This window comes from Chryseobacterium sp. NRRL B-14798 (genome assembly GCF_050470705.1).
GTDB classification, from domain to species: domain Bacteria; phylum Bacteroidota; class Bacteroidia; order Flavobacteriales; family Weeksellaceae; genus Chryseobacterium; species Chryseobacterium cupriresistens.
This window is the reverse complement of sequence record NZ_JBFLUL010000005.1, coordinates 4,321,070-4,333,275: the sequence shown is the minus strand read 5'-3', so window position 1 is coordinate 4,333,275 and position 12,206 is coordinate 4,321,070. Positions and strand designations below refer to the sequence as shown.

Genomic DNA, 12,206 nt, shown 5'->3' with positions numbered 1-12,206 from the left:
AGTGAAAACGACAGAAAATATATTAATAGTAGACCTTGAAGCAACGTGTTGGGATAACCGGCCGCCAAGAGGTCAGGAAAGTGAGATCATCGAAATAGGGGTATGCATCATGAATGCAAAAACGGGTAAGATCTCTAAAAATGAAGGAATTTTAATAAAACCCCTGTATTCAAAAGTAAGTCCGTTCTGTACGGAGTTGACTACTATTACCCAAAATATGCTGGATCATGAAGGCATTATGCTGGATGATGCTTTCGATATCCTGAGGGCAGAATATGATTCCGAAGAACTGACATGGGCAAGCTATGGAAACTATGATCTGAATATGCTTCAAAACCAGGCAAGAAGATTCTACACAGATTATCCCATGAGTGATGACCATATCAATGTGAAGACATTATTTGGTGAAATTCATCCTACGATCAGGAAAAGTGTCGGAATGAACAGAGCTTTGGGCGAATTAGGTATGACTTTAGAAGGTACCCACCACAGAGGTGTAGACGATGCCAAAAACATTGCAAAGATTCTGCATTGGTGCCTGAAGAATTATTAAATACTGAAATAGAAACAGATATTTAAAAATGAAGACTGCCTCAAAATGATGAGGCAGTCTTTTTTTATTTTGTTAAATCAAAGATTCTTGCAATGATGAAGACATAAAGCTCCCTCGGAATAGAATGTCCCATTCCTTCAATAAGGAGCCATTCGGCACTGGGAATAGAATCCGCAATATCTTTTCCGCAATCAGGATGAAAGATCAGATCCTCTGTTCCATGAATGATTAAAGCCGGAGCAGTTATTTTCTTCAGCACTTCAGGATTATATTGAAAGGAACCCATTGCTAAAAGCTGCCGGATAATTCCGTTTTTGGTTCTGGAACGTATAAGTTCCTCTTCAAGCAAAGCTTTTTCCTGATTCGAATCAAAAGCATATCCCGAACCCGATATTTTCTTTGCAAAATGGATCTTTTCTCTCAGATACTCTTCTTTCTGAAGAACAGGATCAGCAGACACCTGTTTCATCATAGCCATCACTTCCGGATCAGGCTTGGGAAGGGAAGGATTTAAGGATGTTGACATGATGATGGTTAATGATAAAACTCTTTCAGGATAATAGGAACCTAAAAGCTGTGCAATAATTCCTCCCATGGAACGTCCTGCAATATGAGCTTTTTCAATATTTAAATGATTAAGAAGACCGATAACATCATCCGCCATATTCATTAAAGAATAAGGAATCCCTTCTTTACTGAGCATCGCAAAAATCTCTTCAATGCTTTTATCAGAAGGTATTTCCCTTTTTGTATTAAAAACAGAACTCCCCGAATCTCTGTTATCAAACCGGATAACCCTGAATCCTTTTTCAACCAAAAGATCACAGAATGTATGATCCCAACGGATCATCTGACTTCCCAATCCGGAAATTAATACAATGGTATCAGGATTTTTCTCACCCAATACCTCATAGCATAATTCCACCTCATTCATTTTGACTGTTTTCATTTAATCCCTTTGTGTATTTAATACTATTTCTTCCAATGGTAAAAGCCTTGAATCCTCTACTGCAGCCATTCTGTGACCCATTATTTTCATATAAGCTTCATTTTTTTCGAAACCGAAAAAATCATTAACACTTTTTTGTTTGATTAAGAGGCACAGATCCCAATATTCACTTTCAGGACCTATCAGAAACTGATCTCCTTTTCCAATAAACAAAATTTCTCCGCCGCTTTCCTTTAAATAAGGTTCGGTTTCCCTGATATAGGTAAGATAGGCATCCAAACCGCTTGATTTTTCATTGGGCTTCAGATCCGGATAGTCTGAATAATCTGCTTCTTTTTTTAATCTGATCAGATTGAGGTTAATAATGGCTCCTTCTATATTTTTAGTAAACAGATGTTTACCTGCCTCAAAAGTTGGAGATAGATATTTTTTTGACATCACTTTAATATAATCCTGTAGTGAGTCCGGAAATATAAGACTGTTCAGCCTTTTGAACCTCTTTTCGGTAGTTGATAAATTCATTGTTCTGATCCGGAACAACAACTGCAAACTCAAAGGTAAAAGAATCACTTCCCGATTCTGTCCATTCCTTCTGTAACTGAGGATTTGTAAACATGCCTCCGTTTAGCAGAAATTTCATCTTATTCACCAGCGCTTCCAGATGTAAAGAAGCCTGAACATATTGTTTACCATTTAATTTGTTGGTAACAGCAAGAACTCCCATTGTTGTTGTATGGTCTTTTGCTTTTTCTCTTAGTTGTTTTTTTAATGCATTTTTCATCTTTTCATTATTGGATATTTCCTCCCAAATCAAATAAAAGCTCATTGACCATGCGTAGAGATTTACCTTTTTTGGAAGAAAGAATTTCTTTAGTAATATTTTCTGCGCTTAGCTTAGCTTCTTCAAATATCTTTTTACCATTAGGAGTGATGACCACATAACTTACGCGGGCATCTCTTTCGTTGCTTTCTCTGGATACCAGTCCGATTTTTTCCAATGGATTCAATAACCGGGTGACTCCCGATGCCGTAAGACCTATTCTTTCAGCAAGATCTATTCTCCTCATTCTGCTCTCAGAGGAAGAATAGAGCACATAAAGAATAACAAAGTCATTGAATCCCAGACCATGAACACTCAGAGAGTCAAATTTTCTGGCAATTACGGACTGTAGTTTATTGATGTTTATTAAAAGTAATAATTCTGTGCTTATCATTGAAAAGTGTTTGAGTTGTCAAGTATTTTGTTTTGCAAATATATAAAATTTATTGAATGGCTATCCTCTATTTATTATTTTAAATAAAATTAACGTATCGGTACGGTAAGATAATTTTGTTGTAAGCCATCATCAATACTAAAAATAAGACACCAAATGTTGTGTAAATATCACAATATAGAGCTTTTAGCTATTTTTTTTAATTTTATATCTTTAAACAGGGAATTATTTTTATTTTACTGAGAGCGTTATCAACTATTGTTTTATTAACTTAATATTTGTTAAAAAAATCACTTTTATGGGATAATTTACTGTCTGTCAGTCATTTTTTTTTATTTTAGCCAATGAGAATAAATGGATGTTTAGTAATGAAAGTTTTAAGGTAAAATATTTAAACTGTTATTGGCTGCAAAGCAGGTCATGAGTACAAAGAAAAATCCGGATAGACAAGATATCATTTGATTTTGCCATCGGATTCTTTAAAAGTTACATCCCTGAAAACATTTTTTATTAAATAATTTATTCAATTTTTTTGTCCGGATCTTTAAGATGATGGACTGATGACAATTTTATATAGGACTTCCTGTTTTAAAGACTTTGTTTTCACAGGAAAAAAATGCTGTTATAAAATGCTGTGTATTAATGTTGTAGTGAAGGATTTGAAAAAGTTTTAAATGTTGAAATGAAGATGAATTTACTTTTCATGGAGAGGCCTTATTTATTTCTGTCTCCGGGGCTGTTTAATAAATATGAAACTTCATGTATTACGGCTTTTGAGACCCTTTTTAACAAATGGTCTTCAAACAATTTTAAAAAATATAAAGGAAAACTGCTGACCTCCATTCTTTCAGCAGCTGGGAAAACGGTTTTTAATAACAAAAAGTACGGGCTCTATCATGAACTGTTAAAGTATAATGGGTTTGAACCAGAGAAAGCTCTTATCAAACTGCCTGAAGAATGGAATAAAACGAATAACCTGAAACAAATTTATACATCAAATTAAAGCCCATGAAAGAAAGACTTTATGAGATCCTTAATGAGGAAAAAGTACATGAGATTATTCCCTTTCTAAAAGAGCTTAGCATTGAAGAAAGGAAAACACTGATACCCTCTATCAAGAAAATGGACCGTGAGATCAGTAAAATTGTAATGACTAAAAACTCCTACCACACGGCAGGATCTGTGAACCAGCATTCCATTATAGATATAGCTTCTTTTGTATGTATGGACAAAAAGAATTTTGGTAAAAATTACTGGAGCCTTTTCCGCAATGCAGAACAGACCGAGCAGATATTGGAATGGGGATGCCCGGACTGGTTTTCAGACTTTATCAATGAATCGGTTGAAGCAGAATTTACAGCCTTCAATTATAAAGATATTTTAGGATGGTCAGAGAAAGGATATGTACAGCCCAAACCTGAATTATTGGGACATCACCTGAGTAATTATCCAGCTGATCTTGACCGTTATCCTGAAACACTGAATACACATTTCTGGTATTTATGTGAATTTCCTTCCAAATCTTTACCCTTCCGTAAAGAATGGTTTCCCATTGTTCAAAAGCTCATTGCTGAGAAGAAAATTGAAAGGAAAAGATTCCTGAAAGAATGCCTTCTGGCTTCCAACAGAAACTTTAATAAAAATGTCACGGGCTGGTTTATGGATGCTTTTACATCATTAAAACCAACAGAAGAAGAATTATCTGATCTGCAGGATGAACTGCTTGCAGGCCTTGTTTCTTCACAGTCAAAAGCCGTGAATACGATATTATCCCACCTGAAAAAAATTGTTGGGGCTGCTGAATTTAAAAATGAAGAATTTTCGCATTACCTTCCGAATTTGCTGAGTTCAGAAGTAAAAACAGTGGTGGTTTCCAGCCTGGGACTTACTGAAAAAATATTTCAGAGAAAGAAGGTAGATCCGGATATGCTCGGAGTGGCTTTAAGTACAGCGTTTGTTAGTAAAGATGATGGCATACAGTCAAAAGCAGCAAAGATCATTCTTAAATACATACCGGCTTCAGAAAATATGATTGAGGCACTTTCTCACTATTCAGATAATATATTGACGAATGTACGTCCGCTTTTAGTAAAATATATTGAAGAAAAACAGCCGGAACTGGAAGCTATAGCTTCGGAAAAACGATTGCTGGCTACAGATGAAAATGCAGTGCAGGTACTTCAGAATTTTGAGGATCTGATGTTCTATCTGCCTTTGGCAATGGACGATCCGTATAGCTATCATTGTGATATTGCTTTGACGGGATTTATCAGGTTTGCAGGAGATGTGGATGAAGATTCTGTGAAACTAATGGAACCTGTATTTTTAAAGGCCTGTAAAACTATTGCAAAATGGGAAGTTCCTTATCTGAATGTTTTGCTGTGCAATGCTATTATCAATTATGGGCTGGCATTAATGGAAAAATATCCGGTTCAGTTAAAGAATCTGGAAAAAATATATCAGAAAACAAGGGAGGAAGAAATAACAAGAGAGTCTTATTCCAATTATCAGAAGAAACTGGGCCCGATAGAAGATGTTGGAGCAGATTGTCCTGCAAGACAGGCTTTTAAAGAGATCGCTGTATATGCTGTTGAAAAAATAAAATCCGGGGATAAACTGCCTTTGTTATTTCCTATCACCCACGCGCCATGCTGGATTTCCCCTGTGACTCTCGTTGAGAGATTAGAGAATTATCAGAATAGTAATACAGAGCCTCATCATCTGGATATTCAGCTGGCCCTGCAGCGCTGTGCTTTGGATGATACTTCAGAAGCTGTTGCAGAAACAGAGAAAAGACTAAAGGGTGAATATAGAGAATTGTTGCTTTTCTTCTTTGGTAAAAATGAAAAACCGGAAGGCAAGTTTATACATCCTTCATGGTGGATGACAGCCGGAATTACACGTTCACCTGACACTGTTTTTGAAGAATTCAGAAGTTTCGGATATGAAAATATTCCTGTGGAATTCTTTTCAGGGGCTTACCAATGGAAGACCATTGACAATAAGAAAAACTCATACTATCCGGTAGAGCTGAATATTACGATTCCAAAATATCATCTCGAAAAAAGAAAAGAACCTTTGTTCCTGGAATATTTTGTAGCAGAGCAGAAAGAGCTTAATGAAATTCCTGCACTGATGCTGTGTTTTCCCAATACGCCTGCCAATGCCCTGGCGAAAGTAATCAAGTACTGTCTTTTTTATTCAGGAATTGCAGAAGTTTTTGAAAGAAACCTTGTTTTGAATACTGCCAATACGCTGTATCAGATCAAGAAACCTCTGGATGAAATTGGTTATCTGTTTCTTGGGACTATTTTCCTGGATGGTGATAAAACCATCCGAGGAACTGCCGCTGAAATCTGGCTTGAACATGTTTCCTGTCAGATGATGGATAACGCAAGGCTGGGAAGAGTGATTGGTCTGCACGAAAAACTGGAGTGGGCACCGGTGAAAAGATTCACAGATCTTATGCAGCATCACATGCTGAATGTAAGCAAAAATCATAATACTGCTCTCGAAGAATTGATTACCAATATTGTACTTCAAATGGAAGAACCGGTTACCAATCTGAAAAGAATTCTGGAAATTTACCATGAAGTATTGGCATTGAATCATTCATTGGTTCCTAAAGAAGTACTTGAAAAATTAAACCACTGGAAAGAAAACTCTAGCCTTAAAAAAATCTGTAATCTACTCCTGAAAAAATAGATCATGGAAGATACGTTTATTTACAACTATTCAGGTGCATCCTCTTTAGTTAGGACAGGTGCGCTTGAAGAGCTGTTCCTCGCCAAATACAATGAGGTATATAAAAATACTGATGCTCCCTGTTTCTTTTGGGGAAATGTAGGGCAGCCCTTTATTTTGGCCCGATGTCTGATCACCCTTTCCAACATTGTGAAATCCAGTTTTAATCTGTCGCCGCTTCAGATGGCACATCTTAAAGATCCTATAGTGACAGCAGGAAATGGAAGAGTACGATTTGAAGGGTTTTCTCATTGTGCAGGAGTGTATGCCAGAGTAGATGTACTGCCTGATGGATTGGATGGTGAGTTTCTTGAAAGCGGAACAACAAATGTGGATTTCAATCAGCCTATGATAAATGCTTTGGGAAGTATCCGTCCGAATGAAGAAATTATGCTTTCTGTAGGGCAAAAAGAAGTAGGATTATACAAGGGGGAAAGCAAAATAATAGAAAGGAAAGTACCATTGCCTGCTAAATGGATCAAAGGACTGGGAACTGTTCAGGTGTATTTATCAGAATCCGAAAAGCGTCATACATTCAATAAGATTCAGACACAGCAATTGTTCAGAGGAATGCCCAAAGGAGTGGTGAAATCAGATTATTATTTAATTGTGAGAGGAAATAAACCAGTTTTTTCTCCGGTAAAATCTGCAGATTCTGTTTGTATAGGAGGACTTCACAGACTACGCCTATTAGAACCTCTTCTTCCTTATATTGATGGTTTGCAGGTTTTTGCACATGCTAATATGCAGTCTACAACATGGCAACTCAATATGGGAAATATCCGGTTAAGTTTTTCTTTATCGAGAGAATGCTGGAGAGGTTTTTCAGGTGAAGGTGCGGTGTTGGATAGCCTGATTTCAGATGTTCCTGATGAGTGGATTGATGCGCTGGATAAATATGCCTATGCCAATCAGTCTTTTAATCCTGGCAGACTTACCTTGGAAGAGAACATCCGTTTTGACAATGTTAAAAATAGTACAGGCAGGCTTGCTGCAATGGGATTGCTTGGTTATGATCTTAATGACAGAGAATTTTTCTATCGTAGACTTCCATTTAAATTAAGCCGGATTATCGGGCTTAATCCCCGCATAAAAAATGCGGAAAAATTGATTGAAGACGGAAAAGTAGAAATCTTGAATAATAATAAAGAAAGAACAGAAGCCAGAGTAAGAGGAACCGGTGTACATCATACAGTAATCATTCAGGAAGAAAAAGAACGCTGTACCTGTGAGTGGTTCAGTAAATATCAGGGGGAAAGAGGTCCCTGTAAACATGTATTGGCAGTGAAAAAACTGGTTAATGTTTAAATACTGCTGATGCTCATCTTATCATTTTGTTGAGCAGCACAAAGGCGCAACATCTTGCGCCACTGTGTTGTAGTAGTGTCTTATTAATTACCAGTCTGCTTCATCCATTCCTCATAGCTCAGTACTCCCAGTTCCGGTCTGCCTTCACCCTCCAGAATAGAAATAAATTCAAGCTGATTTCCATCTGGATCATTAAAGTAAATTGCCAATGCAGGCATCCATGCAAATACCATAGGCTCTACAGTTCCGTTTTTTAGAAAATTGTAAGGTTTTAAATCCTTTTTTTCAAGAAATTCTACAGAATAATTCAAAATATCTTCTTTACTGCTGGAAAAAGCAAAATGTCTGGTCTGAAGATTCTCCTTTTGCTCCCAAAGCCCCAGCATAAATTGTTTTCCTTCTCCCGCCCATAGAAAAGCAATAGGTCTGGTTTCATCTTTGTGAGCCAGTTTTAATCCTAATACTTCCGTGTAAAACTGTATTGCATTTTCCAGATTGCTCACCTGAACATGAGTCTCATATATTCCTTTAATCATAGCTTAATTTTAATAATAACAAAGCTAGAAAACTCTCATCTGAAAACGCTCTATGCGCGATTTCTTTCATGGAAATGAATGATAGAAGGATTTTATAATGATGAATTATAAATGATAAATGATGAATTCAATTATATCGCCACAGCATCTGTGTTAATCTGTGGTTAAAATAAATTCAATATAGCATTATTCTATAGAGGTGGTCTTTAGCCCTCCTTTCAAATACAGCACCTTTCATTCGGCTTCAGCCAAAACTTAAAATCCGCGTAATCCTTCATAATCTGTAAGAATCATTAAAAAAACTAAAAAAAATAAAGAAAAATTTCCTACGCAAAAAGGTTGCGCAATACTGTTTTTACTTTGCATCAGAAATCAGAGAGGAAGTATCAATCCTTCCCATGTTTAACAAGAAAAACAGTAACCATGAAATTTAATTTTTTAAAAAAAGAAAATAAAGTAGTACAGAACTACGAAGGTGCAAAAGCATATGCCATGACACCCGCTGAAGAATTGTATAGTGCTGTTGTTACAACAGGACTATCAGATGCCAATTATGAAAAAGGAAATGATAGATTGGCAAGAATCCAATCTCTGATCAAAAAAAATGATCCTGAATTTGTGGCAAAGCTAGCCGTATATGCAAGAAAAGATATGTACCTGAGATCTATCCCATTGGTTTTGACAACTGAATTGGCAAAGCAGACTTCAGGTACAGACCTTGTAAGCAAAACAGTAGATGGAGTCATTCAGAGAGCAGATGAAATTACAGAATTGCTGGCTTACTATCAGTTTGCCAATAAAAGAACAGATACCAAGAAACTGAATAAACTGTCCAAACAGATTCAGAAAGGTCTGGTAAAATCATTCAATAAGTTTGACGAATACCAGTTCGCAAAATATAACAGAAAAGCAGAAGTAACCCTGAAAGATGCATTATTTCTGGTTCACCCGAAAGCTAAAGATGAAAATCAGCAGGCAGTTTTCAACAAAATTGCTAACAATACACTGCAAACTCCTTATACGTGGGAAGTGGAGCTTTCAGTTTTGGGTCAGACAAAATTTGCAAATGATGCAGAAAGAAAACTGGCTTTCAAAAATAAATGGGAAGAATTAATTTTCAGCAACAAACTGGGCTATATGGCAACCATGAGAAACCTGAGGAATATTCTGGAAGCTAATGTATCGTCTGATGCGATGAACAAAGTGTGCAGATACCTTTCCGATGAAAGAGCTGTAACCAATTCAAAACAGCTCCCATTCCGATTCCTGGCGGCTTACAGAGAATTAAAAAACTTTGATTCTCCTTATCTGTCCTCCGTAGTGGAAGCTCTGGAAAGTGCTGTTTTGGTAAGTGCCAGAAACATCAAAGGTTTTGGTTTTGAGACATCAGTGGTGATCGCTGCCGACGTGTCAGGTTCTATGCAGAAAGCAGTTTCCAGCAAAAGTAAAATTTTGCTGTATGATATCGGTTTGCTGATGTCTATGATCCTCCAGTCACAGTGTAAAAACGTGGTAACGGGTATCTTCGGTGACCGTTGGCTAAGAGTTCCAATGCCGAAAAATGGTATTTTAAGGAATGTAGATGCCTTCTACAAACGTGAAGGTGAAGTAGGATATTCCACCAACGGTTATCTGGTGATGGAAGACCTTATCAAAAGAAAAGAGCAGGTGGATAAAGTAATGCTTTTCACTGATACCCAGATGTGGGATAGCACAGGAAACAGAAACTCTTTCGAAGACGTGTGGAAAAAGTACAAAGCCATCGCGCCTCATGCAAAGCTGTATATTTTTGACCTTGCAGGTTATGGTACACAGCCGCTTGATATCAGGAAGGATGATGTACATCTTATTGCTGGTTGGTCAGACAAAATTTTCGATGTACTGAACGCGTTGGAAGACAAAAAGTCTGCAGTAAAAATGATTCAGAAAGTAGTGCTGTAACAGGCACTGCTTTTAAAAATAAAACCTATGGAAATGCGACATAGGAAACGGAGGCGTTAAGAAAATAAGCTATGCGAACGTTAAGAAAATTCTATTGTTTGAAGCGCGACACAGAAATTGAAACGAAGAAGTTACATTACATTCGCGCAAGTTTTAGAATTTTTAGAGCGTGTAGGTTATTTTTAGCCGTAGTTTCAGGTCTTGAATTTTTGGTTCTTTTGCTTCAAGGCAAAACGAACAAATAGGTAAATAAAAATTATACTACGTAAATAGAATGCGCAATAAGAATATAATTTTGTAGAAAGAAAACTAATAACTATAAATAATTAAAATCAAGTGTCGTCTTAGAATCATACTTCGAGATTGAGTAAACATTGGGTCGCAGGTTCGAATCCTGCCTTCTCCCTCGAAAAGGAGAGGTAGCTCAGCAGGTAGAGCAAATGCACGGAAGATTCTGAAAAATATTACCTTGATTTGTAAAAGAGTGCCGTAGAAAAGACCTACTTCGGTTTAATTTGGTTCGACTCCAGAAGATCATGAAAGTGATCTTGTACAAGTCTTTTCGAATCTTGCCTCTTTTTTATTTTAAAAACAAACAAGTGCCGTAGAAAAATGTTACTTCGCTCATCACGACGGGGTCACGGGTTCGAATCCCGTCTCTTCCACAATAAAAAACACAGTCTAAATAGGAAGAGTAGCTCAGCTGGTTAGAGCACGACTGCATTATTCACCTGTTGCCTTGTTTTTTAAATATATAAGAAGCCGGAAGTGGGACGTTGAAAGATATCTTTGTATATAATTTTCTATAAAGTCAGATGATTTTTTCAGACTTTACCCCTTTCTTCTGCCCACTTCCAGCTTCTTTATATTACTATTTTGAAGTGTCGTTAGGAAAAAATTCATCGTAACACAACTATGGGAGGAATAGCGAAGCCGATCACTCCGGCAAGGTTATCCGGTTCGACTCCGGCAAACGACAGCCCGGTTTTTTCCTTATTATTACCTTTAAAAAATGCCGGTAGATTATGTACCGGCACTTTTCATTGTATCTTCAAGCTCTTTTTCAAACATTCCTTTCCATTTTGAAAGAGTAGTCCGGCTTATTTTATATTTCCTTGACATATAGCTTGTTGAGTGGCCATGTTTTTTCTGATACTGAAGCAGTTTTAACATCGTCTGCCTGTCATAGGTTTTCAGTTTCTGATTTTCTCTGGACTGCTTGAACAGCTTTTCATTGAACTTAAGTACATCATCACTGGTGTGAAGCTTTTCAAGAAGTTCTTTGATTTTCGGATCTTTCAGCTTTTCAGGATATTCCATCTTTAGCATATCCTGATAAATTCTTTTGTAATTTGGGCGCATGTTTTATCTGTTTATCCGTTTGCATTATCACTCTTCTGAAGCCATCTGTGGAGAGTGCTTTTCGGAATAGAATATTCTTTAATGACTTCACTTTGGGTCATTTCACCGGAAAGAATTCTTTTCATTATAAAATCTTTAATTTCTTGTGTATAAATATTTTTCCTGAAATAAGGTGTTTTTTCGGACTTCTGCTGGTTTTTGTTAACTGCCGACGGAGGTGCGTATAAAATCAAATGCGAGCTGTAAAGTCTGAAAAAATCATATTCCAGCAATTTGCTCCATCTTAAAAGAAGATCCGTATCCATTGATCTGCTGTCATACATCATTTCGACAGCCTCTTCATCTTTGCTTAAAAATTTACATATCCTCTCTACTGTAATTTCATTTTCATCAACTCTTTCCTTAATAAATTTCCCAATATGGATTTCTTTATATAACATTTTTACTAAATATTGTTCTTTTGTTTAAACTTATATATAAAAAAACGAGAATAGGTGATATATATTATCTTACTTGGCAGGGAATAATTCACAAAAATTTGAAATTGATAAAGAATAGAAATTATGATTAAGAATATTAAAATAGCTTTCATAAGACGA

Annotated in this window: 12 protein-coding genes; 5 read left to right on the top strand and 7 right to left on the bottom strand. The window is 36.5% G+C overall.

What is annotated here, in order from left to right; genetic code table 11:
- Window position 1 precedes the first annotated feature (1 nt).
- Complete coding sequence (locus tag AB1278_RS19810; RefSeq protein ID WP_343641738.1) at window positions 2-553, top strand: 3'-5' exonuclease; 552 nt, start codon at window positions 2-4, stop codon at window positions 551-553.
- Window positions 554-617: 64 nt separating this feature from the next.
- Here the strand turns inward: AB1278_RS19810 and AB1278_RS19805 are convergent, their stop codons facing one another.
- The 4 genes from AB1278_RS19805 to AB1278_RS19790 are packed head-to-tail and all read right to left on the bottom strand — an operon-like array spanning window position 618 to window position 2,716.
- Window positions 618-1,502 (bottom strand): alpha/beta fold hydrolase, encoded by an 885-nt coding sequence (locus AB1278_RS19805; protein ID WP_429816553.1) that lies wholly within the window; start codon window positions 1,500-1,502, stop codon window positions 618-620.
- Window positions 1,503-1,940: a DUF1330 domain-containing protein gene (locus tag AB1278_RS19800; protein WP_202843591.1), complete on the bottom strand. Its 438-nt coding sequence runs from the start codon at window positions 1,938-1,940 to the stop codon at window positions 1,503-1,505. It lies immediately after the preceding gene.
- Window positions 1,941-1,944: 4 nt separating this feature from the next.
- Window positions 1,945-2,283, bottom strand: coding sequence for a GIY-YIG nuclease family protein (locus AB1278_RS19795; RefSeq protein ID WP_202843589.1), 339 nt, complete (start codon window positions 2,281-2,283; stop codon window positions 1,945-1,947).
- 7 nt (window positions 2,284-2,290) lie between these two features.
- Complete coding sequence (locus AB1278_RS19790; RefSeq protein WP_202843587.1) at window positions 2,291-2,716, bottom strand: MarR family winged helix-turn-helix transcriptional regulator; 426 nt, start codon at window positions 2,714-2,716, stop codon at window positions 2,291-2,293.
- A 688-nt stretch (window positions 2,717-3,404) separates the two neighbouring features.
- On the opposite strand from AB1278_RS19790, the gene AB1278_RS19785 reads away from it, so the two are divergent.
- The 3 genes from AB1278_RS19785 to AB1278_RS19775 are packed head-to-tail and all read left to right on the top strand — an operon-like array spanning window position 3,405 to window position 7,768.
- Window positions 3,405-3,719, top strand: a complete 315-nt coding sequence (locus AB1278_RS19785; RefSeq protein WP_429816549.1) for a hypothetical protein — start codon at window positions 3,405-3,407, stop codon at window positions 3,717-3,719.
- Window positions 3,720-3,724: 5 nt separating this feature from the next.
- Window positions 3,725-6,421: a DUF6493 family protein gene (locus AB1278_RS19780; protein WP_429816546.1), complete on the top strand. Its 2,697-nt coding sequence runs from the start codon at window positions 3,725-3,727 to the stop codon at window positions 6,419-6,421.
- A 3-nt stretch (window positions 6,422-6,424) separates the two neighbouring features.
- On the top strand, window positions 6,425-7,768 hold the full coding sequence (locus tag AB1278_RS19775) for an SWIM zinc finger family protein (RefSeq protein WP_429816543.1): 1,344 nt from the start codon (window positions 6,425-6,427) through the stop codon (window positions 7,766-7,768).
- An 83-nt stretch (window positions 7,769-7,851) separates the two neighbouring features.
- On the opposite strand, the gene AB1278_RS19770 is transcribed toward AB1278_RS19775, so the two are convergent.
- Complete coding sequence (locus AB1278_RS19770; RefSeq protein ID WP_062675533.1) at window positions 7,852-8,304, bottom strand: VOC family protein; 453 nt, start codon at window positions 8,302-8,304, stop codon at window positions 7,852-7,854.
- 423 nt (window positions 8,305-8,727) lie between these two features.
- Here AB1278_RS19770 and AB1278_RS19765 point away from each other — a divergent pair, with 423 nt between their 5' ends.
- Window positions 8,728-10,245, top strand: coding sequence for a TROVE domain-containing protein (locus AB1278_RS19765; RefSeq protein WP_062675532.1), 1,518 nt, complete (start codon window positions 8,728-8,730; stop codon window positions 10,243-10,245).
- 1,023 nt (window positions 10,246-11,268) lie between these two features.
- Here AB1278_RS19765 and AB1278_RS19760 read toward each other — a convergent pair.
- Window positions 11,269-11,607, bottom strand: coding sequence for a hypothetical protein (locus AB1278_RS19760; protein ID WP_110009580.1), 339 nt, complete (start codon window positions 11,605-11,607; stop codon window positions 11,269-11,271).
- A gap of 11 nt (window positions 11,608-11,618) precedes the next feature.
- Entirely contained in the window at window positions 11,619-12,047 is a 429-nt protein-coding gene (locus AB1278_RS19755) for a hypothetical protein (protein ID WP_062675529.1), read from the bottom strand.
- Between the last annotated feature and the right edge of the window lie 159 nt (window positions 12,048-12,206).

Excerpts from the sequence above, each read along its gene's own strand:
- AB1278_RS19805 (WP_429816553.1), bottom strand. The coding sequence starts at position 1,502 with ATGAAAACAGTCAAAATGAATGAGGTGGAATTATGCTATGAGGTATTG.
- AB1278_RS19800 (WP_202843591.1), bottom strand. The coding sequence starts at position 1,940 with ATGTCAAAAAAATATCTATCTCCAACTTTTGAGGCAGGTAAACATCTG.
- AB1278_RS19795 (WP_202843589.1), bottom strand. The coding sequence starts at position 2,283 with ATGAAAAATGCATTAAAAAAACAACTAAGAGAAAAAGCAAAAGACCAT.
- AB1278_RS19790 (WP_202843587.1), bottom strand. The coding sequence starts at position 2,716 with ATGATAAGCACAGAATTATTACTTTTAATAAACATCAATAAACTACAG.
- AB1278_RS19785 (WP_429816549.1), top strand. The coding sequence starts at position 3,405 with ATGAATTTACTTTTCATGGAGAGGCCTTATTTATTTCTGTCTCCGGGG.
- AB1278_RS19780 (WP_429816546.1), top strand. The coding sequence starts at position 3,725 with ATGAAAGAAAGACTTTATGAGATCCTTAATGAGGAAAAAGTACATGAG.
- AB1278_RS19775 (WP_429816543.1), top strand. The coding sequence starts at position 6,425 with ATGGAAGATACGTTTATTTACAACTATTCAGGTGCATCCTCTTTAGTT.
- AB1278_RS19770 (WP_062675533.1), bottom strand. The coding sequence starts at position 8,304 with ATGATTAAAGGAATATATGAGACTCATGTTCAGGTGAGCAATCTGGAA.
- AB1278_RS19765 (WP_062675532.1), top strand. The coding sequence starts at position 8,728 with ATGAAATTTAATTTTTTAAAAAAAGAAAATAAAGTAGTACAGAACTAC.
- AB1278_RS19760 (WP_110009580.1), bottom strand. The coding sequence starts at position 11,607 with ATGCGCCCAAATTACAAAAGAATTTATCAGGATATGCTAAAGATGGAA.
- AB1278_RS19755 (WP_062675529.1), bottom strand. The coding sequence starts at position 12,047 with ATGTTATATAAAGAAATCCATATTGGGAAATTTATTAAGGAAAGAGTT.